Raw genomic sequence first — 21,564 nt, forward strand, 5'->3', positions numbered from 1 at the left:
CGTCTCAGGCTCCCTCTCGGTAGAGGACCTTCTTGACGGCGTCGATGATCTTCGGCGCGTCCGGCTGGGTCTCGTTCTCCAGGTTCGCCGCGTAGGACATGTTCACGTCGAGCCCGGTGACACGCAGCACCGGCGCGTCCAGATCATCGAAGGCCTTGGACTGGATGATGTCCACCACGGAGGCGCCCACGCCCGCCAGCGCCCAGCCCTCCTCCACGATGACCACTCGGTTCGTCTTGCGCACCGTGGCCAGGATGGCCTCCTCATCGAGCGGCCGCAGCGTGCGCAGGTCCAGGATCTCCACGGAGATGCCCTCCTGCTCGAGCTGCTTCGCGGCCTGCTCGCAGAAGTAGTACATGCGGCTCCAGGTGATGATGGAGACGTCCTTGCCCTCGCGCTTCACGTCCGCCTTGCCGAGCGGGACGACGTGCTCGCCCTCGGGCACCTCGCCCTTGAGCGCGTAGAGCCGCTCGCCCTCGAACATGATGACGGGGTTGTCGTCGCGGATGGCCGCCTTGAGCATGCCCTTGGCGTCCGCGGGCGTGGCCGGAGCAATCACCTTCAGGCCCGGGAAGTGGGCGTAGTTGGCCTCGAGCGCCTGGCTGTGCTGGCTGGAGAGCCGGCCGCCGGCGCCACCCGGGCCGCGGAAGACGATGGGGCAGCGCAGCTGGCCGCCGGACATGTGCCGCAGCTTGGCCGCGTTGTTGACGATCTGGTCCATCGCCAGGATGGCGAAGTTCCACGTCATCATCTCCACCACCGGGCGCAGGCCCACCATCGCAGCGCCCACACCAAGGCCGGTGAAGCCCAGCTCGGAGATGGGCGCGTCGATGATGCGCGCGCTCCCGAACTTGTCGAGCAGCCCCTGGGACACCTTGAACGCGCCGTTGTAGCGGCCCACCTCCTCACCAATGAGGAAGACGTTGGCGTCGCGCTCCATTTCCTCGGCGAGCGCCTGGTTCAGCGCCTCGCGGTACATCAACTCGGCCATTGTTGGCTCCGGCTCGTCAGCTCGTATTCAGTAAAGGGTTGGAGGGAGGCTCGCTGCTAACGCGCCAGCCCCGCCTTCTTGTCCTCGCGCTCGGCCTGCTGGCGCGGCTCCAGATCCCACGTCACCTTCAGCTCCTGGCCGGAGGGATAGGAGGGCCACTTCACCTTCATGCCCAGCACGCGCTCGCGGGGGCGCACATCCTCCTCGCCCGGCTCGACAATCGTGTCGCGCCACAGCTCGTCGAGGCTGGGCTCGGGCGACTCGTCGGCGAACTTCACCGCCGCGTCCACCTGGGCCTTCACTTCCTCCTCGATGGCGTCGAACTCCGCCTCCACGCCCAGCTTCTTCTTGAGCGCGTACTCCTTGAGCTTGGGGATGGGGTCGTTCTTGCGCTCCTCCTCCACCTCCTGCTTGGGGCGGTAGGTGGCGGGGTCCACCACGGAGTGGCCACGGAAGCGGTACGTGTGGGCCTCCAGGAGCACCGGGCCCTTGCCCGCGCGGCAGTACTCGGCGGCGTCCTTCACCGCCTCGTACATCTTCAGGCAGTCCATGCCGTCCACGGCCTCGCCGCGCATGTTGTAGGCCGCCGCGCGCTTGTGGATCTCCGGCTCGGCGGACACGCGGCCGATGGCCGTGCCCATGCCGTAGCGGTTGTTCTCGCAGATGTAGATGACCGGCAGCTTCCACTTGACCGCCATGTTGAACGTCTCGTGGAACGAGCCCTGGTTGGCCGCCGCGTCGCCGAAGTAGCACAGCGTGACGCGATCCTCGTTGCGGTAGCGGCTGGCGAAGGCCATGCCCGCCGCCAGCGGGATCTGCCCGCCGACGATGCCGTAGCCGCCGTAGAAGTGGTGCTCGATGTCGAAGATGTGCATCGAGCCGCCCTTGCCCTTGCTGTAGCCGGTGCCGCGGCCGAACAGCTCCGCCATCACCATGCCCGCATCCGAGCCGCGCGCCAGAGGCTGGCCGTGATCTCGGTACGCCGAGAGCATGTAGTCATCCGGCCGGAGCGCCTCGTTGGGCCCCACCGCGACGGCTTCCTGCCCGATGTAGAGGTGGCAGAACCCGGCGATCTTGCCCTGCTTGTACGATTGATCCGCGCGCTCCTCGAAGCGACGGATGAGGTACATCTTCCGGTACATCGTCAACAGCAGTTCCTTCGAGTACTGGCTGGCCACCGCGAGCTGCCTCCTGAGAGGTCGCCCCACCCTGTCCCGGAGGGGCGTCAAACGCCGAGCGCCTCATAGCGCGCGGCTGTGGGACTTCAAAGCCAAAGTGTCCCTAGGCGCACTGCGTCAGAGCACTCCCGTGAAGTGCGGAATGGAGATGACCGCCTCCAGCAACTCCACGGGCCGGCCCGAGTGGTCGGTCGCCAGGTGGACGACGGCCGCCTCGGGGAACTGGCGCTGGTAGTCGTTGACGTGCGTGGGCTCGTTGTCGAAAGCGGCAATCACCCGGCCGAGCGTCCCGAGCCTGGCATGGGCCGCGCGCTTGAAGGCGTCATCGCTCTCGCGCAGCGTGGGCTTCATGAGGAGCTGGGTGGAGCCCTCGCCCGGCAGCGCCAGCCCGTTGCGGCGCATGGCCTCTACCGTCCCAGCGCGCATCTCCTCGGGGCGGCCCGTCACGTAGACGAGCTGGGCGCCGGTGCCCGCCACGGCGTGGGTGAAGGCGGCCGCACCGTCGATGGCGACGTCCTCGGTGCAGTACTCGCTGGTGAAGAAGCGCTGCAGCCAGAAGGCGCGGGCGTCGGGGTAGACGGCCTCGATCTGCTCGGAGGACAGGCCGCAGTTGCGCATGGCCGCCTTCATGTCCCAGCCGCTGCTCCAGTGCGAGGCCACGCACACCCCGAGCGGTGTCAGCCCGCGCGCCGCGCCGAACTCCCGCAGGATGCGCGCCTGGCGCGGCCGGTTGTCGAAGAGCGTGGAGTCGAGATCGAACGCCAGCACAGCCTCCGCACCGAGCGAACGGGCGCGCGCCAGAATGCCGCGCAGCGTGTCCTGCCAGCCTTCACGGATGCGGCTCTTGAAGTCGTCGTAGGCCATGCAGCCGCGAAGATATACGCGGCTGACGCCCAAGCCGTACGGCGGAGCCCGCTGGCTTGGGCAAGAACGGGATGGCTCCGATGTGGCACCCAAGCACACACAGCCTGATTGAAATTTTAATGCGTAGCGACGCAACTACCTGGGCCAAGTCCCGAAAATCCTGACGTCGATTCACTTTCGGGAAATTCGCCATGACCAAGATCAACTCCGCCGCGGGCAGCACGCTCCCCACCCTGACGGCGTCCCCGTCGCTCACGAAGCCCACCCTGCCCAAGCCCGAGCCGCTGCCCCTACCGAAGCCTGGCCCCGGCCTCCTGGACAAGTTCCTCACCCCGTCGCGCTCCGAGAAGCTCGCGAAGACCCAGGCCGGCCAGCTCAACTCCATCGAGAAGGGCGTCAAGAGCGGCGCCCTCACCGAGCAGGAGGCCTCGAAGCTCCTCACCGAGCAGGCCAACGTCGCCGAGGCCACCAGCCGCGCCGCCGCTGACGGGGTGATCACCGCCAAGGAGGCGGCCAGCATCCAGCTGCAGCAGGCCAAGGCCGGGCTCGACGTGTTCCTGGCCAGCCACAACAGCGCGCACAGCGCTCCGAAGGATCCGGCCGTCGCCCAGAAGCAGGCCTCGCAGCTCGACCGCATCGCCCAGGGCGTTAGCAGCGGCTCGCTCACCGGCGCCGAGGCGAGCACGCTGCTGAAGGATCAGGCCGACATCGCCCAGACCGTGTCCGACGTCCAGTCTGATGGCGAGGTGGACTTCATCGAGCAGCAGCTGGTGGGCATCCGCCAGGACGCGGCCTCCGCCGAGATCGCCCAGGACAAGCGCAACAGCGACAAGGCGCCGCACGCCTCGCGTCTCAACTTCCCTGTCGTGTTCTAACGAAGCAGACGATCCGCGGTAGCCAAGAAGGCCATCCTCGCCACGGCGTGGGGATGGCCTTCGCCGTGTCAGGGCTTGATGCGGGTGCGCCAGCCGGACTCGGTCCCGCGCTCTGCCGCCAGGATCCGCTGTACGTCTTCGCGGGCGGCGGCCTCGGCCTCGGCGCGCGGCATTGCGCCCAGAAACTCCCGGATGGCGGCACGCTCCTCGAAGAGCGCGTCCTCGGCCTCGGACGTGGCGGGCAGATCCATCGGGGGACGTGGCTTCATGCGACCCATGCAGCCACAGGTCTAGCCCGACTGTCTGACAGCGGTGAAACCCCGCTCGGAGCGAGGACCCCGAGCGGCGGGCAGCTTCCGTGTGCGTGGACCTGAAGCGTCCTTCCGTGAATTCCAATCCCGCGGGTAGGCCGCGAGTGGCTCAGCGGCGGAAGCGGGTGCTGGCCTCGGCCTCGTACGCCGCGACGTCGCGGTAGTAGCGCTCGACCTCGGCCTTCGTGGCCGGGTTGGTGTAGGCCTCGGGCCGCGGGTGCTCGATGACGTCGACGATGACCTTCGTGGCGTCCTCCACGCTCTGCGCTCCGGGCAGCACACGCGAGTCAGGCCCGCCGCCCAGCGCATTGGTGCCGAACTCCGTGGCCACTATCCCGGGCATCACCACGCTCACCATGATCCCTGGATGCGACTGCAGCAACTCGATGCGCAGACACGCGCTGAGGGCGTTGAGCGCGTGCTTGGCCGCGCTGTACGCCGAGCGGAAGGACGCCATGGGCACCCGCCCCAGCCCGCTGGAGATGTTCACGATCTGCCCGGCGTTGCGAGACTTGAAGAGCGGCAGCACGGCCTGCATGCCGTAGAGCGCGCTCTTCACGTTGTCGCGGATCATCATGTCGAGATCCTCGTCCGTGAGCTCCGACACCGTGCGGGTGATGCCTCGCCCGGCGTTGTTCACCCAGACGTCGATCCGGCCGAAGCGGCTGAGCGCCGCGTCGCGCAGCTTCTCCACGTCACCGCGCTGGGTGGCATCGGCGACGACCGCGATCGCCTCTTTCCCCGAGCGGGCCGCGACCGCCTCCAGCTCCGGCTGCCGGCGCGCCGCCAGCACCAGCTTCGCGCCCTTCTCCCCAAGCTGGCGCGCCAGCTCCGCGCCGATCCCCGCGCTTGCCCCTGTAATGACGACGACCTTATCCATGAACACTCCTCCAAGAGCCCGCCGCGACTCGCGAGCGGACGCAAGCCCTACCAAGACGGGCGCGAGAATGCGAGGCGCCCGCGCGGACTGCTCGACACCGTGGGGACGCCGGTCAGAGGGGCTCGAGGGTGAAGCGCTGCACCACCTCGGGGGGAATCCGCACGGGCCGCCCGGTGGTCGTGGAGATATAGGCCCACTGGGTCTGCGCCTGAACCAGCACGTGCCCGTCCGAGAGCCTCCGGATGAAGTTCTGCCGGGTGGCCGTCACCTGGCTCACCGCCACCACTCGCGTCTCCACCTCCACCTCGTCTCCGAGCAGCGCCGGGCGCAGGTAATCCACCTCGTGACGGCGCACCACGAAGACGGCGCCTCGCTGGCGGTACTCCTCCAGGCTGAGCCCCACCGAGACGGAGTGCGCCACGGCCGCATCCTGAATCCACCGGATGTAGACAACGTTGCTCACGTGCAGGAGTTCATCCAGATCCTGCGGAGTGACACGCACGCGGATGGCAAATGGCATGGCGACACCTCCCCCCGGGAGAATAGGAGCACTCCCAAGGCCCTGAGGGAAGGCGTCTCTGTCACAAGCGTCGCACCCTGGACGGCCCCGGCGAGTGCCTCCCCCCCGGGGCCCGTCACCTGCACGTGCGCGCTGTGGCATCATGGAGCCCAGCCCACGATGGCTCTCAAGGACGTTCGGCCGTGGTCCGATCGAGGAGTGTCCGACCGATGGAGTGGATCAACGAACCGCCCTGCCACGCGATGACCCTCAAGCTGTCGGATCCAACCACTGGGAAGCTGGAGCTGATCGGCCCCGCGCCCTCCGCACGGGTGGGGGGTGGCCTCGTGGCGGCGATGGGCGCGACGTTCGGCTCCGTGGCGCTGCCGTTCCTCCGGTTGCCGTTCCCCGCCCCGTTCAAGCTGATCCCGCTGACGCTCGGGCTGGTCGGCGGTGGAATGGGCGCGGCCGGGTTGGCCTTTGCCACCGCGAACGCCTCCGTGCTCTTCGAGCGGGGCAAGGGCGTCCGGTTCCGCTGGAAGCTGGCGACGAGGCCCCAGAAGGAGCTCTTCATCCCGGTGAAGGACATCGCGGGGATCGACATCTCTCGCGGCGAGCACGCCGTGAAGGACTCGTCCGGGTTCACGAGCACCCGCTACCACTACGGCCTGCACGTGGTGACGACGGAGGGAAAGGCCGTGCAGTTCGAGTCGTTCTCGCTCCAGACCCAGGCCCGGCTTCGGAAGGAGCAGATCGAAGCAGTGCTGCGCCCGGTGGAGGTTGAGCGCAAGCGCGGGAACAAGCCCGCGCGCAAGAAGACCGCGGCCAAGTCCACCGGGGCGAGCAAGAAGACCACGGCCCGGAAGTCCCCTCCGGCTCGCAAGGCAGCTACGGCCCGCAAGACGACCAGAGCCGAGCACACCCGCTGACCCGAGGCCGCGTGGCTGGCCCCGCCCAAGCGCCCTTCACCGGCGCTGGGCGCTCACGGGGAAGTGCTCGTTCAGCCACTGGGAGACGGCTTCGCCCCGGGGCTTGTTGCCGATGGAGCGGTAGTGCTCCAGCGCCTCATTGGCCAGGCTCCGGGCGCGCTCCGGCTCCTGGCCCATGGCCTTCAGGGCCCGTGCCAGGGTGAACTGGAGCTCCGCTCGCTCGGGAGGCTTCACCTCATCCAGGGCGCGCTGGAGCGGCGGCAGGGCCTCCGCGGGCCGGCCTCGCTCCAGCGCCACCTCGCCCAGCCCCAGCAGCGCCTCGGCCACCTGCGGGTGCTTGGGCCCCAGCGCCTTCTCCGAGATGAGCAAGGCGCGCTGCAAGTCGCGCTCGGCCTCGTCCAGCCGCCCCACACGCACCAGCGCACGGCCCAGGCCGATGAGCACGTTGCCCACCTCCGGGTGATCCGGCCCCATGGCCTTCTGCGAGGTCTGCAAGGAGCGCTCGTAGCTGGCGCGCGCCTCCTCGAAGCGTCCGAGCTCCGTGAGCACCACGCCCACGTTGTTCTGCATGGCGGCGACGAACGGGTGGTCCGAGCCCAGCACCTTCTCCATCAGCAGCTGGGCCCGCTGGAACCGGTCGAGCGCATCCTCGAGCCGCCCGACCTTGTAGAGCACGCCGCCGAGGATGTGGAGCGACTCGGCTCGCGCCAGCTCGTCCCCGGCGCGCTCGACGGCCGTCTCCAGGAGCACCGACTCCGTGTCCAGCACGTCGAGCGGCTTCGACATGCGGACCTCCGCGTTCCAGATGACCATGTTCCACAGCCGGGCCAGCAGCACGTCATCCTTGGCCCGAGCGGCCTGCACCAGCGCCTGCCGCAGCAGCGTGTCCGCGGCATCGAAGTGGCCCACCGCGCCCTGCAACCGGCCCAGGTGGTAGAGCGCCTGCGCACGCAGCGGCGCGTGGTCCAGCGCCTCCACCTCGGGGAGCACCTGCTCGCCCAGCGTCAAGCCCTCCTGGTACTTGCCCGCCATCCACATCGACTCCAAGCGGTCCACCTTCGCCTGAAGGGCCTCGGCCCGAGCGCGCGCCGCCGGCTCTCGGGGCAGGGGCACGGCGGTGGTGAGCGCCTGCGCGTTCACGCAGTCCTCCAGCGGCGGCAGCAGCCGCACGGCCTGGATCGCCTGGGACAGCATCTCCGGCTGCGAGTCCGTGGACAGCAGCTTCACCACGGCGCCGAGCTGGGCCCGGCGGCGCTCCAGGCAGGACACCTGCAACGTGCCCAGATCGCGCTGCCCCTCATCGCTTCCGCGGCTGGCCTCGCATACCTCGGTGCGCAGCCGGCTCCACTCGCCGGCATAGACATCCAGCGACGCCTGCACGCGCTGGGCGGTGCTCTCGGCATACGAGAGGCCCGTGCCCAGCAGGGCCCGCCGCAGCTCCTCCCGCGACGGCCCGTCCCACACGCCGACCAACCGCCGCTCCATGTTCCGGCAGTCCCCGCCCCGCTCCTGCGTGCCCCAGGTGAACGCCAGCACCACCAGCGCGCCCATGGCCACCACCAGGCCCGCCAGCCGCAGCCGCGCCCGGCGCTTCTGATCCGGATCATCCTCCAGCGCGGTGATCAGCTCCTGCACGGAGGCAGGCCGCTGGGTCGGCTCGACCCGCAGGCCCTTGAGCACGACCGTCGCCACCCACGCGGGCACGGGCGACGACTCAGGCGGAGGGTTCACATGCCCCAGGCGCTGCGCCTCCCAGCGCTCGTTGATGCCCTCGCCCGGGAACGCAGGCTGCTTGTAGAGGGCCTCGTAGAGCGCCACGCAGAAGGAGAACAAGTCGCTGCGCGCGTCCACGGGCTGCCCCGAGAGCACCTCGGGAGCCATGTACGAAGGCGTGCCCACCAGCATGCCGTGATCCGTGTCGTGGCCGCTGGGCTTCGGAAGCTCCGCGCCGGGTGGCAAGGGGCGGGGGGCGCCCTCTCGCGCCAGGCCGAAGTCCGTCACCCGGGGCCGCCCATCCTTGCCCACCAGCACGTTCTCGGGCTTGAAGTCGCGGTGCACCAGCCCGGCCGCGTGCGCCGCCGCCAGCCCGCGCGCCGCCGCCACGAACATCCCCAGCACCTCGCGCCACGAGCGCCCCGCATGGCACCACTGGCGCAGCGTCTGCCCCTCCACCAGCTCCATGGCGATGAAGACGGTGCTCTCCTCCAGCGTGCCCGCGTCGTAGACGGCCACCACGTTGGGGTGGCTCAGGCGCGCCATGGCCTGGGCCTCGCGCAGCATGCGCACCTGGAGCGAGGCGCCCTGCTCATCCTCCTGCAGGCGCATCAGCTTCAGGGCCACCCGGCGATCCAGCCGCGTGTCATACGCGGCCCGCACCGTGCCCATGCCGCCCCGGCCCAGCTCGTCCAGGACGACGTAGCGGCTGGCCAGCGAGCGCCACTCCGGCGTCATCGCGAAGGCCGGCACGCTCCGAGGCGTCGCCAGGCTGATCTCCGGCGAAAGGCCATCCTCCCCTCGTTTGGCGACGAGGGTGTCATCGAGCGGATCCTTGCCTTGCCCCTCGTGGGGGCCACGCTGGTCACCGCTCACGTCCGCTTATCCTTGGCGCATGAATCGGCCCTGATAGCGCAGCCCGCTGGACATACCCGCAGCCTGTCAGGGGCAGTGGCCGCAGTCCACGCCGCAGTTGTCGGACGTCCTCGCCTGCCCCCTCCCCTTGCCGCACTGCTCGGTCACCTGGCACACCCCATCGCCGCAGACGTTGATGTCGGACGCCTGGATGCGCGTGGTCACCGGCCGGTAGGTCTTCCCTCCCATCTTGCACTGCATGTAGTAGAGGCCCGACGGATCCAGCGTGCAGAGCGAGCTGCTGCAGAAGCCGATGCGGTAGATGGGCTCGCAGTCGGGGTTGGTGCCGATCACGGTCCTCGACAGCCCGCAGCCGCGCACGGTGCTCTCGTCGGGATCCAGCCAGTTGCGATCGTTTCCGGCGTACAGCCCCTCGTTGCGGAAGAGGTTGCCGAAGAAGCACGCCTCCCGCACGTTGTAGGTGGCCAGCTCCTGCGAGGTGTAGCCAATCACCGCGTTCGTGGCGTTACGGCCCAGCAGGGAGAAGTTCACGTGCAGGCCGTAGGGGTTGGCATGCGCCGCCAGGCAGGCGGACACGAGCTGCTCCTCCACCTCGGTGGCCGCATGTCCCAGGGCCCACTGGGGCGTCAGCCCGAGCTGGCCGTTCCACGTGTACGTCACCCCCGTGGCCGCGTTGGTATAGGTGCGGACCTGTCCGGCCGGCACGGCGCAGGCGATGACGTACTTCATCAGCTCGGCGCGCACTTCCGGATCCTCGTTCAACCAGTTGGCGAAGGCGCCGTTGGTGGCCAGTCCGTTGGTGGCCAGCCCGTTGGTGGCCAGCCCGTTGGTGGCCAGCCCGTTGGTGGCCAGCCCGTTGGTGGCCAGCCCGTTGGGGTCCTCGAGCGCCTGGATGCGCTGGCTCGGAGCCGCCTCGGGCTCCTCCTCCGGAACCGTGGCGGCACCGCACCCCAGTCCGACGCTGAGCAGCACGGCGAGCCCCAACCCGCTGGCGGCTGAAGTCATTCTTTTCCCCACAAAAACAGCCACGCTTGACAGGACTGAGCTCACTGGGCAACCCCCTTGCAGTGGTATTTTCCAGCGTAGCCGAACTCGAAAAAAACAACACTAGGTTTTCCCGAAAAGAGAACGATCCCGATTTCTTCGGGAGTACCTTGTAGGCGTGGACTTCTGGAATCCACACACCCACGCAGAGGCCCCAGCCTGGGCGCTCGGGGGTGTCCCGCCGTGAAGCCCGCGAACAGGCGGGTGGAGCCCCAGCCGCGCGAGCTCAGGCCGCGTCGCGGTAGGGCTCGGGGCGCCGAGGCTGGCTGGGCTGCTCGGGGATGAGGCGCAGCATCCGCTTGATGCCGTTGCGGTCCAGCACCAGCCGCACCAGCTGCACGGACACCTTCTCCTGATCCGCCTCGTCCGTGGTGAAGCGGAACGCCAGATCGACCTGGTAGCTCTTGGCGGCCTTCACCCGGCCCACCGAGAAGTCCTCCAGGTCCACGTACTCCAGCGCCAGCTCCGGATCATCCATGTCGCGCAAGAAGCGCTCCACGTTGAAGCGGATGATGTCCGTGACCCCCGTCAGCCCCCGCTGGGTGCGCGGGAGCAGCTCCGCGTCCAGAACAATCTCCTTCTGGTAGCGGATGACCGACTCGGCCAGCTCGCCCTGGGACACGGTGATGAAGTCATCCAGCCGGCGCAGCGAGGCGATCTCCTCCGGCACCTTCACCAGGCGCCCATAGTCCACGCGCTCCTCGAGCGTGCCCAGGGTCTTCTTCGTCACCGGATCGACGATCTCCGCCATGCGATCGAACAGGTGCCGGGAGGCGAAGCTGCTGAAGATGCGGCGCAGGCCTTCCTTGATGCGGTCCTTGGCCATGTAGCCCAGCACGACGATGAGGAAGAAGTTGAGGCTCACCTGGGGGAAGCGCGCCTGGGCCCAGAAGGCCACCGCGGTGGCGAACGCCATGGCCAGGCCCGCGGCGAACGCGAAGAGCACCTCCTCCCAACCCTGGCGCTTGCCCTTCCGGCGCGCCGACAGGAAGAGGATGTTCATGCAGAACTTCTTCAGGAACCCGATCCGGTGCATGTACTCCTCGTTGTCACCGGTGGGGCTCAGCACGCTGCGCAGCTGGTTGTCCTTGCGGTACGTCTCCTCGAGGATGACGGTGTTCATCAGCGCCTTGCGCGGCTCGATGTAGACACCCGAGCGCGGCAGCGAGTCCATGTCCGCCACGGCCTTGCGGAAGTACTGCTCGACCGTGAGGCTCATGTACTCGTCCACCAGGCGGAACGAGGCGCGCGTCTTCTCCTGCAGCCGCAGCCCGGCGGTGGCCTTGGTCCAGGCACGGAAGCGCTCCAGCACCCGCGTCACCGCCTCCTGGGAGCCGAGCACGATGCGCTGCAGAGCCGCGCAATCGGCCTCGCTCAGCGAGGAGGCGGCGGGGGGTTCGCACCGTCCATCCACCACCTTGGCGAAGCGGCGCAGCGCTCCGCGGAAGATGCAGCACAGGAGCTTGGCCTGGTAGACGATCTCCGCCTCGGTGCCGGCCCCGGTGGTCAGCCACGCCTCCAGGTTGGCCAGCGGCGAGGAGGCCGAGGACAGCAGCTCCTCCAGGCTCATCACCGGCGTGGTGAAGCGCACGTAGTTGTGGATGTCCGCGTAGAAGTCGGCCCGAGGGTAGGTCTCCGCGTCGATGTTCAGGCTGTTCGGCACGAACAGGAACATCTCCACCAGGTAGCGCGTCTCGTCGTCGGCACCCGACGGTTGATACTCGAGCTTGATCTCAAACTGCTTCCGGTCGTGGACTTCCAACCGATTCTGAAGCAGCGGGGCGGGTTCCGAAGGCACACCCGCACTCTACGTCACGCCCCTGCTCCGTAGAAGCCAGGGGGGCCCGTGCGTCCGCCGTTGAACGACGCGGTGCGACCCCAAGCCTAGCCCCCGGTTCCAGTCCGAGGCGCGGAGGCGGCGGAGGCGGCCACCGCGGAGGTGGTTGGGGCCACAACCTTCGCCTGGGGCTTGGCGTTCCACACCCGGGTGGTGAGCGCCAGCCCCACCACGGACAGCGGCATCAGGGCCATGGGCCAGTGACTCCAGTTGTTGGGATCCTTGGCCGCGTCCCCCGAGGGAATCAGCCCCCCACCACACCTGCGGCCAACCCGGGCGGTGTGGCTACGGCTGCTCGGCCAGCAGCCGGGTGATGGCGATCTCCAGCTTCGCGTCCGGCACCTCTCCGCGCCGGCACGCCGCCAGCACCTCGGGCAGCGGACGCCACCGCAGGTGCGTCCCCTCCTCCAGCGGCGAGCCATCTCCCTCGGGCTCGCGGGCCTCCTTGCCCGTCACGTCCACCGCCGTCGGGAACACCTTCTCCGATAGAATGCCGGGCGCCACGAAGAAGCCCCCGCCCAGCAGGCGGATCTCCTCGGGCTTCACCTCATAGCCGGCCTCCTCGCGCACCTCCTCCACCGCGCGGCGCCGCACTCCCGCTTCGCCCTTGTCCTCCAGCTCCATCACCCCGGCGACGAGCTCCTCCACGAACAGGTAGCTCACCGGATCCGGCACCACCATCTCCTTGCCCTGCCGGAAGTAAGCCGCGGGCCGCAGGTTCTTGCGCGTGAGCACCTCGAGCCCCGATGCACCGCGCCGGTAGACGAGCACCGCCACCGCATCCAGCCGCGGGCGATCCACCACGTCCACGCGATACACCGGCGATACGGATCCATCCGCACGCCGGTTGCGACAGCGCAGGCGCCGCAACCTGAGAAAGCCTTCATCGCATCGTGCCGTAGACGAGAAATCCTCGATGATCTCGATATCTGTCACGGTCGTCCGCACCGTCCGCATGCCTGCCTCCCTGGCGGGTGTGTTCTCCACTCCTGCGTCGCTTGCCCGTACAGGCCTGATCCCGTACCTTGCGCCGTCTCCTGCTGAGTCCCCTTCACGCAAGCTCCCCGGAACCACCTGATGAGTCGTACCCTGATCGGCCTCCTGTGCGCCCTGGTCTTCGCCTCTTGCATGCCCGTGCTCGATGGCGAGGACTACAACCTTGCTGGCCAGGAGGTCCGCCTCACCCTGCTTCATACCGCGGACATCCACTCGCGGCTCATCCCGTATGACTTCGCTCCGCTGAAGACGGACACGGATCTGGGCATCATCCCCGAGGCGGGCCCGTTCGGCGGCGCCACCCGCATCGCGGCGATCCTCAAGCGCGAGCGCGCCAAGTCGGATCGCATCCTCCACCTGGACTCGGGCGACTGCTTCCAGGGCGCGCCCATCTTCAACGTCAACAACGGCGAGGCCGAGTTCAAGTTCCTCTCGGACGTGCGGCTGGACGCGGCGGTGATCGGCAACCACGAGTTCGACGCGGGCGCGAAGAACTTCGTGCAGAAGGCGCGTGACTTCGCCGCCTTCCCGCTGCTGGCGGCCAACTACTCCTGGGACGTGCCCGCCGACAGCAGCAACAACGGCGGCGCGCAGGTCTCCGCGCCGTACACCATCCGCGTGGTGAAGGGCCTGCGGGTGGGCGTCATCGGCATGGCCAACCTCTCCTCGCTCAACTCGCTGGTGGAGGGCGGCAACTCCCTGCAGGCCACGCCGCTGGAGCAGAACGAGGCGCTGCGCGCCTACGTGGATCTGCTGCGCCCGGTGACGGACCTGATCGTCGTCGTCAGCCACCTGGGGCTCACCGAGGATCAGCAGACGGTGCTCGGCTACGAGGCCTTCTACGAGTACGAGCGCGCCAAGCCCTTCATCGAGCGCGAGCAGAACCCGTGGCAGATCCTCGAGTGGTCCGGCACCGAGGGCGATCCCAAGTCCGTGGTCCGCGTGAAGATCCCCGGTGTGTCCGGCATCGACGTGATCCTCGGCGGCCACCTGCACGTGGTGCTCAACCCGCCGCAGGAGATCACCGACCCGAGCGGCCGCAAGGTGCTGCTGGCCCACTCGGGCGCGTTCGCCAAGTACGTGGGCCGGCTGGATCTGGTGGTGAAGGTGCCCGAGCAGCAGAGCCTGGACGGCGCGGAGCTGGTCAGCCACGACTACCGCGTGTTCCCGCTGGACTCGCTCTGGTGCGATGACGCCATGCGCGCCTACTACACGCAGAACTTCTGGAACCCGGGCCAGTTCGCCCTGCTGCCCCAGGTGCGCCAGGCCATCGAGGCGTGCCGCAACCAGGAGGACCGGCCCACCACGGAGCTGCTCCAGCCGTACATCCTGGGCATGGACGCCAACCTCCGGCTCACCTCCATCTTCTCGTACGCGCCGCAGGACGTGGCCCGCCGCAGCAGCTCCACCGGCGGAGACTCGCCGCTGGGCAACATCACCGCGGACTCCATGCGCAAGCGCCGCCGCGTGGAGGCGGAGATGGCCCTCACCAACTCGCTGGGCATCCGAGACAACCTCTACGCGGGCGTGGTGACGCAGGAGGCCATGTTCAACGTGTTCCCCTTCGAGAACACGATCAACATCATGTACCTGTCCGGCGTGGAGATGCAGGAGATGTTCGACTTCGTCGCCGAGCGCTCCTCCGAGCGCGGCTGCGTCAGCCAGGCGCAGATCTCCGGGGCGCGCTTCACCATGGACTGCGCCCAGGTGCAGATCAACGATCTGCGCATCGCCTGCGATCCGGACAACGGCGGCGCGGACCGCTGCCCCCAGGAGGGCCGCGAGGGCCACGCCCCGTGGCAGTGCCTGGAGGACATCGGCGGCAGCCGCTGCTGGGCCCACCCGGCCATCGACATCCAGATCAACGGCAAGCCGTTGGATCTCAACGGCACCTACCGCATCGCCGTGAACGACTACATCGCCAAGGGTGGCTCGGGCTTCAAGGTGCTCAAGCGCAACACCAGCCGCATCGAGACGGGCATCAGCTTGCGTGACTCGCTCATCGGCTACATGCAGGGCTTCTGCACCTGCGACGACATCAACGCCGGCCGGGAGACCTCCTCCACGGGCGAGCGCTGCGGCACGCTGACCAACGGCCAGTGGGTGGTGCCCGATCAGCTCCGCGGCATCTGCCGCCAGGCGCAGGACTTCAAGGACGCGCTGACGAAGACGGTGGGCACCTGCACCTGCCTCGAGACGCTGGGCCAGTCCGACGCTCCCACGCGCTGCGGCGCCACGGCCGAGCAGATCGCGGCCACCTGCCAGATTCCAGCGGGCCCCTACACGGGCCGGTGCAGCTGCCGTGACGCGCTGGCGGGCACCAACCCCACCTGCGGCACCCTCACGCCGCAGCTGCGCAGCTTCTGCGAGAACCCCACGACCATGGCGATCGCCAACGCGATCGAGGATGGCCGTATCGGCCGGAGGGTGAAGTGATGAAGCGCCTGCTCCTGGTGTCGGCCCTGGCGGCCGCTGGCTGCTACTCCGCGGATGGCAGCCTCTCCACGACCGAGGACAACCCCTCGGGGGTGAGCTCCTTCAAGGTCGAGGTGAAGGGGCTGGTGTCTATCAACGCGGACTCCGGGGCCCGTACCCCTCTCCCCCTGGTGAACTCGTGCCTGGCTCGCTACGGCAACAACCCGAACGCGGTCCCCGCCACGGAGAAGGGCACCGCGAGCTGCCCCTACGCCATCCCCAAGGGCCCGGTGGGCATCGATCTGGCCATCACCGCGCTCAACGGCCGGGGCGAGACGCTCAGCGCCTTCAACGGCCCCGTCTCGTACCGCGTCACTCCGGGTGATCTCAGCGGCCCCTACCCGACGCGGTGGACCACGATGAAGGATGGGCAGGGCACCGGCACCGTCCAGGTGTCCCACGTCTACGGGCAGGTCCGCGTCTGGGTGCAGGACGAGCCGCCCCAGGTCGACTACTCCGACGGATCCGTGGCCGGAGACCCGAGCAAGCTGCCGCCAGCCACCGGCTCGTACACCTACTCCACGGGCCTGAGCACGCCCATCGCCTTCGAGGAGCCCACGCTCGCGCGCGTGCAGGAGCCGGAGACGTACAACGACAACCGCACCTCGCCCTTCGCCAAGCAGTTCCTGATCATCGGGCGGCCGCCCGAGTCCGGAACGCCGCTCGTGCAGAGCTGCCCCCCGGGGTACGATCCCAAGGATCCGACGAAGAAGGATCCCAACGACGGCCAGGACGTGCGCATGGTGGTGACGGGCCTGGATCCGGGCGGCTTCTTCGTCACGGACCTGACGGCCTGCCACGCGCACGAGTACACGGGCACGGGCTCCAACGTCCGCACGCCCGAGCCGGATGGCTTCCTGCCCGGCACGTACGGCTCGATGTACGTCTACAACTACTCGTTCCCCGAGGGCCTCTACCCGGGCGATCTGATCTGGTCGCTCTCGGGCTCGGTGCAGGACTTCGCGGCCACCACGCAGCTCACCTTCCCGGCGTGGACCATCCGCGAGAGCGTGCGCCTGGGCCCCCCGTCCACCTGGGACAAGTACCTGAAGCTGGTGCCCATCCCCGAGTTGAACCTGCGTCACTGCGGCCTGGACAACGCCGTGTCGCCCTACGTCACCGACGCGCTGTGCGGCTACAGCTACGGCGACTACAAGATGGAGAGCCTGGAGTCCGCGCTGGTGAAGCTGCGCCACGTGCGCTTCCCCCAGATCTTCAAGAACTGCGACGCCAACGGCAATGGCACCGTGCCCTTCTTCTGCCCCGGCGCCAGCGGCGGCGCGTGGACCTCGTGCGCGCCGGATCTCCCCGGCGATCCGGACGTGCCCGAGCGCCAGTGCAACATCGACTGCACGGTGGGGCTCGGCGAGTTCGCGGGCAAGGTCTGCGCGGAGCGCAACACGTACACCACCTTTGGCCAGTTCGTGGTGGAGATGTCGGGCCCCGGCCCGCGCGAGGCGGGGCTGGATGACTCGCTCACCAAGCGCACGCAGCTCGTCTCCGTCTCCACCACCTCCCGCGCGACGGCCTCGGCGCTCACCACGGGCGTCAACGGTCCGGGCCAGGTGCGCGTGTGGTGCGACACGCCGGTGCGGGTGAAGTTCGGCGCCGCGGGCGTGCAGGCCACCTCGGCGGACTTCCCGCTGGCGGCCAACGCGCGCATGGATCACACGCTGGCGAGCGGCGAGCTGTACGTGGCCTTCCTCGCCGACGGTGACATCATCAACAAGGGCCAGTGCTCCGTGGCGATCAACAGCCGCACCCGCATCAACATCGTCACGCGGGACGCGGTGCCGGACCTGCAGGTGGACTGCAACGAGGCGGACACGGACGCCGAGCGCGCCCGCCAGTGCCGGCTGCTGCGCGCGGCCACCTACAACGTCACGGGCCACGTGCGGCAGGTGAGCGCCGCCCGGCCGCGGTGGATGGTGCTGCCGCGCGACGTGGATGACATCTGCTGCTTCCCGGGCTCGGAGGGCGAGTGTCCCAAGCCCATCAAGCCGTGCCCGGCTGAAACGCCGTAGACAGAGAAGTACGCCCCGGCAACGGGGTCTTGGGAGGCGCGGTCCCCCCCGCGTCCTTGGAGGGTAGTTTGAAAACGCTGAGCACCCTGGCCCTGACTGGGCTGTTGTTCCTTGCCGCGCCCGCCTGGGCCGGTGACTTCGTCGACACCCGCCTGTCCTTCGTGTTCGCGGACGACAACGTCTTCGCGAAGGCGGGAGAGACGACACCCAACAGCCCCAGCGCGCGCTTCGGCGCGGGCAACCAGAACACCCAGTTCTACGACAACTTCAACACCAAGTTCTCCGGCTTCGAGACGCTGTCCAACATCGTCTTGTACAAGCGCATGCCGGCCTTCTTCGAGGGGCTCACCACCGAGGCGGCGCTGACGATCCTCGTGCTGGAGCAGCCCTCGGGCGGCGTCACGCTGACGGACAACTCCAGCTACATCCGGCTCAACTACACCCCGCCGGGCTGGGGCGAGAAAGAGGGCCTCTCGCTCACCGGCTTCCCGGTGTCGGCCGATCGCTTCCGGCTGGGCTACGCGTACCGCATCTCCTGGGGCGGCAGCAGCATCTTCACCAACCGCGCCTCCGCGGCGGGCGTGCCGGGCGTGAAGCTGCAGCTCACCCGGGACAAGTGGTACGCGTTCGTGGGCGGCAAGACGGCGCTGGTGCTCAATGATCTGATCCTCGAGCAGGAGACGCTGTACGGCGCCATGGCAGGCGCGGGCGTGGATGTGCTGGAGACGCTGCGGATCGAGGCGGACGGCGGCTACTTCCAGAAGGGCATTGTCCCGGGCCTGGCCAACCAGGGCATCCGCGCGCCGGTGAACTCGGCGGGTGTGTCCGCGCAGGCCGTGTACCACGTGGGCGTCCCCGTGGGCACGAGCGTGGACTTCCGGCTCTACCGGAACGATCCGGACGTGTACCAGCGCTTCTTCGCGCCCGAGGCGTACCCGGGCGGGCTCTCCTACTCCGTGTCGCTCGAGGGCAGCTTCCTGACCCAGACGCTGGAGGACCCAGACGTGTTCGCCCAGACGGTGCCGCAGAACGCCCGGGCGGCGGCGCTGCAGGCGCGGGCCAAGTGGAACTTCCTGCGCATGCACCTGCTGGGGCTGTACCGGGATCTGTCCTTCATCCAGTTCGACGTGCCGGGCCTGCCGCCGTTCCGCGACTTCCCGAATGGCACCAAGGTGAAGCCGGAGATGTTCATCGCGGTGGGCGCGGACTACTACCTGCCGAAGCTGCACCTCACGCCGGGCATCATCTTCGGCGTGCAGCAGCCCGCCTCGTACCGCAGCCCCCAGTTCCTGGGCGGCGGCAACAACCCGCCCCCGAGCCTGACGGGCACGCGCACGGTGGTGGTGCGCGACGTGAACCAGCTCAGCATCCTTCCGGAGACGTGCGGCTCGGGCACCTCGGCGTGCGAGCCCGAGCCCATCCTCTCGGCGAAGACGACCTTCCGGTGGGATCTCTCGGAGACCGTGGCCGCGGTGGGCGAGCTCTATTACACGTTCGACAACAACCGGACCACGTTCCGGGACGACGTGACGGGCGTGGCCCAGCCGCGCTTCGAGAAGCCCCACGCGCTGGGCTTCAACACGCTGCTCCAGGCGCGCTTCTGAGCCGCCGCAGCTGCGAAGCTCGAGGCTCGCTCAGGGGCGAGGCTCGGGCTTTCGCGGCAGCCGCACGGTGAAGGTGGTGCCGTGCTCCGCGGTGGATTCGAAGGTGACGGTGCCTCCGTGGGCCGTCACGATCTCCCGGACGATGTAGAGCCCCAGCCCCAGGCCCTGCTTCGCCTGCGCCCCACCCCGGAAGGGGCGGAAGAGGTGGGCGCGCACGGCGTCGGGGATGGGCGCTCCCTCGTTGTGAACCTCGAGCACCACGCTGTCCTCCGCGGCATGGCAGCGCATCCTCACGGGCGCGTCGGGTGAGCCGTGGCGCAGCGCATTGGTGAGCAGGTTCCCCATCACCTGCATCACCCGCCCCGGATCCCACTCGCCACAGGTGTCCCCGGTGACGGTGAGCAGCACCTGGGCCTGGGGAGAGGCCCCGCGCACCTCGTCGCAGACCTGTTCCGCGAGCGCGTTCAGGCACACGGACTCGCGCTGGAGTGGCAGGGGCTGGCCAAACTGCACCCGGGTGTAGTCCAGCAGCGTGGCCACGAGCTTCTCGATGCGATCCGCGCTGCTGGCGATGCGCTGCAGGGGCCGCAGATGCGCTGGCGGCAGGCCCTCCTGCTTGAGCAACGTGAGGGCGCTCAAGCTGATGGCCGACACGGGATTGCGGATGTCGTGCCCCACGATGCCCAGCAGCCGCTGCTGGAACTCCTGCGCGCGCTTGCGCTCCGTCACCTCGATGGACAACCCCATGACGCCCTCTACCCCGCCCGCCGCGTCACGGTGGGGGACGTAGTGGACCTCGAACCAGCGGCTCCCCACCTCCTCCTCGGCGACGAACTCCTCTCCCGCCAGCGCCCTGCGCACGTTGGCGGTGACCCAGGGCAAGTCCTGGTACAGCTCGAAGAGGGACTGCCCCACGGTTCCACCCGGCCTCAGGCCAAACTCCTCCACCCCCTTGCCCTCCGCGAGCGTGACGACGCCCCGAGTGTCGAAGGCCCAGAGGACGATGGGCATGGAGCCCAGCACCATGCGCAGCCGCTTCTGGGCTTCTCGCAGCGCTTCCTGCGCCTGGATGCGCTCGGTGATGTCCGTGGAGATGCCGCCCACGGCGTTGGGGCGCCCCTCGGCGTCGTGGAGCGGAAACTTCAGGGAGATATAGGTGTGAGGCCCGTCTGCCTGGGGGATCACCTCTTCCAGTTCCAGGGGTGCGTTCGCGGCCAGCACGCGCTTGTCATTGCCCCGGGTGGCGTCCGCCGCCTCCTTCGGCAAGCGCTCGTAATCGGTCTTGCCCAGGATCTCCGACTTGGGGAGGCCGAAGATCTGCTCCAGCCGCCGGTTGGCCACCAGGCAGCGGCCCTCCAGGTCCGTCACGTAGATGGCGGCCGGCGCGTTGTCGATGATGGCCTGGAGCCGCTCCTCCCCCGCTCGCTGGAGGCCCTGGCTGTAGGCCACGTAGTGAGTCACCGAGTCGGCGGTGGCGGCGGACACGCAGTCCGAGAGGATGCGCAGCTCCCGGACCGTAGGCGACACGCCCTTCTCCTCGAGCAGCTCGAAGATGCAATCGCGGAGCAGGCCGTACTCGCGCGTGAGGGCATCCAGATTGAAGCCCACCCGCAGGCGCTGGCGCCCATGGCGTTCCGCCGTGGCGTTGCGGGCGAAGACCTGCGAGGGAGGCCACACGTTCTCCCGAATGGCCTCGATGACCGCGGCCAGGAAGTCTGGCAGGTGATCCTCCAGCTCGCGCTCGGACAGGCCCGCGGGAGCCAGCACGGCCTCCACGCGAGCCTTGAACCACTCCACCAGCATGTCGCGGTGGGCCGTCAGGAAGTCAGCCAGGGATGTCGCGGGGCTCATGAGCAGGGGCCGGGAGCATGAGGCGATGGAGCGCGCTGGCGAGCCGATACCACGGCTACAGCGCCCGCATCCGATTGTTCTTCGGGTTGTGCTCTACCTCCGCCAGCTTCAAGATCTCCATGACGGGCGGCACGTAGTTGCCGAAGCGGCCACGAAGCCCCTTCTTCAACCCATACCAACCGCCGACGGGATTCTTAGGGGAGCGAGCCCACGCCTCGACGGTTCCTTCCGCGGCGGGCTTCTGCTCGTCCGCGCTCCCCAGCGGCATCCAGTCGCCGTGCTTCTTGAGCATCCCCTGGAGATCGGTCAGGCAGCGCAGGTGGTAGCGCAGCTCCGTCTTGCCGACCACGACGACCAGCGCGGGCGGTTCCAGGGTCTCATCGCGGTACGCCTGGAAGTCCGACTGCCCGCTCGGGGTCTTGAGCTCCCACGGTTGCGCCTTCGTCCCCGCGGCCCTGCCTCCCGCTGCTTGCGCCTTGGCCCCTGGGGCCTTGGCCTTTGGCGCTGCTGCCTTGGTCTTGGTCGCTGCCTTGGCCTTGCTCGGCATTCCGCGGGCTCCTCACGAGAGTGGATGGGTTCGGTGAGGATAGGCCAACCTGGCAAGACGGACATCTACG

18 protein-coding genes are annotated in these 21,564 nt (G+C 68.7%); 5 read left to right on the forward strand and 13 right to left on the reverse strand.

The window, feature by feature from the left end:
* Window positions 1–4: 4 nt before the first annotated feature.
* The 3 genes from ACJ8AT_RS14040 to ACJ8AT_RS14050 form a co-directional block, all read right to left on the reverse strand.
* Complete coding sequence (locus ACJ8AT_RS14040; RefSeq protein WP_407738221.1) at window positions 5–991, reverse strand: pyruvate dehydrogenase complex E1 component subunit beta; 987 nt, start codon at window positions 989–991, stop codon at window positions 5–7.
* Window positions 992–1,047: 56 nt separating this feature from the next.
* Window positions 1,048–2,169 (reverse strand): pyruvate dehydrogenase (acetyl-transferring) E1 component subunit alpha, encoded by a 1,122-nt coding sequence (pdhA, locus tag ACJ8AT_RS14045; RefSeq protein ID WP_407738222.1) that lies wholly within the window; start codon window positions 2,167–2,169, stop codon window positions 1,048–1,050.
* Window positions 2,170–2,286: 117 nt separating this feature from the next.
* A complete protein-coding gene (locus tag ACJ8AT_RS14050) occupies window positions 2,287–3,033 on the reverse strand; it encodes a hypothetical protein (protein WP_407738223.1) in 747 nt (248 codons plus the stop codon).
* Between the two features lie 191 nt (window positions 3,034–3,224).
* On the opposite strand from ACJ8AT_RS14050, the gene ACJ8AT_RS14055 reads away from it, so the two are divergent.
* Window positions 3,225–3,908 (forward strand): hypothetical protein, encoded by a 684-nt coding sequence (locus tag ACJ8AT_RS14055; protein WP_407738224.1) that lies wholly within the window; start codon window positions 3,225–3,227, stop codon window positions 3,906–3,908.
* Window positions 3,909–3,976: 68 nt separating this feature from the next.
* On the opposite strand, the gene ACJ8AT_RS14060 is transcribed toward ACJ8AT_RS14055, so the two are convergent.
* The 3 genes from ACJ8AT_RS14060 to ACJ8AT_RS14070 form a co-directional block, all read right to left on the reverse strand.
* Complete coding sequence (locus ACJ8AT_RS14060; protein ID WP_407738225.1) at window positions 3,977–4,177, reverse strand: hypothetical protein; 201 nt, start codon at window positions 4,175–4,177, stop codon at window positions 3,977–3,979.
* Between the two features lie 151 nt (window positions 4,178–4,328).
* Entirely contained in the window at window positions 4,329–5,099 is a 771-nt protein-coding gene (locus ACJ8AT_RS14065; protein ID WP_407738226.1) for an SDR family oxidoreductase, read from the reverse strand.
* A gap of 112 nt (window positions 5,100–5,211) precedes the next feature.
* Window positions 5,212–5,619, reverse strand: a complete 408-nt coding sequence (locus ACJ8AT_RS14070; protein ID WP_407738227.1) for an acyl-CoA thioesterase — start codon at window positions 5,617–5,619, stop codon at window positions 5,212–5,214.
* Window positions 5,620–5,828: 209 nt separating this feature from the next.
* On the opposite strand from ACJ8AT_RS14070, the gene ACJ8AT_RS14075 reads away from it, so the two are divergent.
* Window positions 5,829–6,527 carry a hypothetical protein gene (locus ACJ8AT_RS14075; protein ID WP_407738228.1) on the forward strand — a complete coding sequence of 233 codons (699 nt, stop codon included), beginning with the start codon at window positions 5,829–5,831 and terminating at the stop codon, window positions 6,525–6,527.
* A 36-nt stretch (window positions 6,528–6,563) separates the two neighbouring features.
* Here the strand turns inward: ACJ8AT_RS14075 and ACJ8AT_RS14080 are convergent, their stop codons facing one another.
* From ACJ8AT_RS14080 to ACJ8AT_RS14100, 5 genes are all read right to left on the reverse strand, one after another.
* Window positions 6,564–9,116, reverse strand: coding sequence for a tetratricopeptide repeat protein (locus tag ACJ8AT_RS14080; RefSeq protein ID WP_407738229.1), 2,553 nt, complete (start codon window positions 9,114–9,116; stop codon window positions 6,564–6,566).
* Window positions 9,117–9,182: 66 nt separating this feature from the next.
* Complete coding sequence (locus ACJ8AT_RS14085; RefSeq protein WP_407738230.1) at window positions 9,183–10,121, reverse strand: hypothetical protein; 939 nt, start codon at window positions 10,119–10,121, stop codon at window positions 9,183–9,185.
* A 265-nt stretch (window positions 10,122–10,386) separates the two neighbouring features.
* Entirely contained in the window at window positions 10,387–11,958 is a 1,572-nt protein-coding gene (locus ACJ8AT_RS14090; RefSeq protein WP_407738231.1) for a hypothetical protein, read from the reverse strand.
* Window positions 11,959–12,044: 86 nt separating this feature from the next.
* A complete protein-coding gene (locus ACJ8AT_RS14095; RefSeq protein WP_407738232.1) occupies window positions 12,045–12,191 on the reverse strand; it encodes a hypothetical protein in 147 nt (48 codons plus the stop codon).
* 91 nt (window positions 12,192–12,282) lie between these two features.
* Window positions 12,283–12,954 (reverse strand): NUDIX hydrolase, encoded by a 672-nt coding sequence (locus tag ACJ8AT_RS14100; protein ID WP_407738233.1) that lies wholly within the window; start codon window positions 12,952–12,954, stop codon window positions 12,283–12,285.
* A gap of 120 nt (window positions 12,955–13,074) precedes the next feature.
* Here ACJ8AT_RS14100 and ACJ8AT_RS14105 point away from each other — a divergent pair, with 120 nt between their 5' ends.
* The 3 genes from ACJ8AT_RS14105 (at window position 13,075) to ACJ8AT_RS14115 (ending at window position 19,096) form a co-directional block, all read left to right on the forward strand.
* Window positions 13,075–15,429, forward strand: a complete 2,355-nt coding sequence (locus ACJ8AT_RS14105) for a bifunctional metallophosphatase/5'-nucleotidase (RefSeq protein WP_407738234.1) — start codon at window positions 13,075–13,077, stop codon at window positions 15,427–15,429.
* A complete protein-coding gene (locus tag ACJ8AT_RS14110) occupies window positions 15,429–17,492 on the forward strand; it encodes a hypothetical protein (RefSeq protein WP_407738235.1) in 2,064 nt (687 codons plus the stop codon). Before ACJ8AT_RS14105 ends, ACJ8AT_RS14110 begins: the two co-directional genes overlap by 1 nt.
* Window positions 17,493–17,560: 68 nt before the next feature.
* Window positions 17,561–19,096: a hypothetical protein gene (locus ACJ8AT_RS14115; protein WP_407738236.1), complete on the forward strand. Its 1,536-nt coding sequence runs from the start codon at window positions 17,561–17,563 to the stop codon at window positions 19,094–19,096.
* Window positions 19,097–19,126: 30 nt separating this feature from the next.
* Here ACJ8AT_RS14115 and ACJ8AT_RS14120 read toward each other — a convergent pair whose 3' ends face one another.
* Both ACJ8AT_RS14120 and ACJ8AT_RS14125 read right to left on the reverse strand, forming a co-directional pair.
* Window positions 19,127–20,947 carry a PAS domain-containing protein gene (locus ACJ8AT_RS14120; protein ID WP_407738237.1) on the reverse strand — a complete coding sequence of 607 codons (1,821 nt, stop codon included), beginning with the start codon at window positions 20,945–20,947 and terminating at the stop codon, window positions 19,127–19,129.
* A 55-nt stretch (window positions 20,948–21,002) separates the two neighbouring features.
* Window positions 21,003–21,494 carry a DUF6855 family protein gene (locus tag ACJ8AT_RS14125; protein WP_407738238.1) on the reverse strand — a complete coding sequence of 164 codons (492 nt, stop codon included), beginning with the start codon at window positions 21,492–21,494 and terminating at the stop codon, window positions 21,003–21,005.
* Window positions 21,495–21,564 lie beyond the last annotated feature (70 nt).

The organism is Hyalangium sp., assembly GCF_045802625.1.
Lineage (GTDB): Bacteria > Myxococcota > Myxococcia > Myxococcales > Myxococcaceae > Hyalangium.

Bases quoted from the DNA above. Each gene is read 5' to 3' on its own strand.
- ACJ8AT_RS14075 (WP_407738228.1), top strand. From the start codon at position 5,829: ATGGAGTGGATCAACGAACCGCCCTGCCACGCGATGACCCTCAAGCTG.
- ACJ8AT_RS14110 (WP_407738235.1), top strand. From the start codon at position 15,429: ATGAAGCGCCTGCTCCTGGTGTCGGCCCTGGCGGCCGCTGGCTGCTAC.
- ACJ8AT_RS14095 (WP_407738232.1), bottom strand. From the start codon at position 12,191: ATGGCCCTGATGCCGCTGTCCGTGGTGGGGCTGGCGCTCACCACCCGG.
- ACJ8AT_RS14040 (WP_407738221.1), bottom strand. From the start codon at position 991: ATGGCCGAGTTGATGTACCGCGAGGCGCTGAACCAGGCGCTCGCCGAG.
- ACJ8AT_RS14050 (WP_407738223.1), bottom strand. From the start codon at position 3,033: ATGGCCTACGACGACTTCAAGAGCCGCATCCGTGAAGGCTGGCAGGAC.
- ACJ8AT_RS14125 (WP_407738238.1), bottom strand. From the start codon at position 21,494: ATGCCGAGCAAGGCCAAGGCAGCGACCAAGACCAAGGCAGCAGCGCCA.
- ACJ8AT_RS14105 (WP_407738234.1), top strand. From the start codon at position 13,075: ATGAGTCGTACCCTGATCGGCCTCCTGTGCGCCCTGGTCTTCGCCTCT.
- ACJ8AT_RS14100 (WP_407738233.1), bottom strand. From the start codon at position 12,954: ATGCGGACGGTGCGGACGACCGTGACAGATATCGAGATCATCGAGGAT.
- ACJ8AT_RS14120 (WP_407738237.1), bottom strand. From the start codon at position 20,947: ATGAGCCCCGCGACATCCCTGGCTGACTTCCTGACGGCCCACCGCGAC.
- ACJ8AT_RS14085 (WP_407738230.1), bottom strand. From the start codon at position 10,121: ATGACTTCAGCCGCCAGCGGGTTGGGGCTCGCCGTGCTGCTCAGCGTC.
- ACJ8AT_RS14060 (WP_407738225.1), bottom strand. From the start codon at position 4,177: ATGAAGCCACGTCCCCCGATGGATCTGCCCGCCACGTCCGAGGCCGAG.
- ACJ8AT_RS14055 (WP_407738224.1), top strand. From the start codon at position 3,225: ATGACCAAGATCAACTCCGCCGCGGGCAGCACGCTCCCCACCCTGACG.
- ACJ8AT_RS14070 (WP_407738227.1), bottom strand. From the start codon at position 5,619: ATGCCATTTGCCATCCGCGTGCGTGTCACTCCGCAGGATCTGGATGAA.
- ACJ8AT_RS14065 (WP_407738226.1), bottom strand. From the start codon at position 5,099: ATGGATAAGGTCGTCGTCATTACAGGGGCAAGCGCGGGGATCGGCGCG.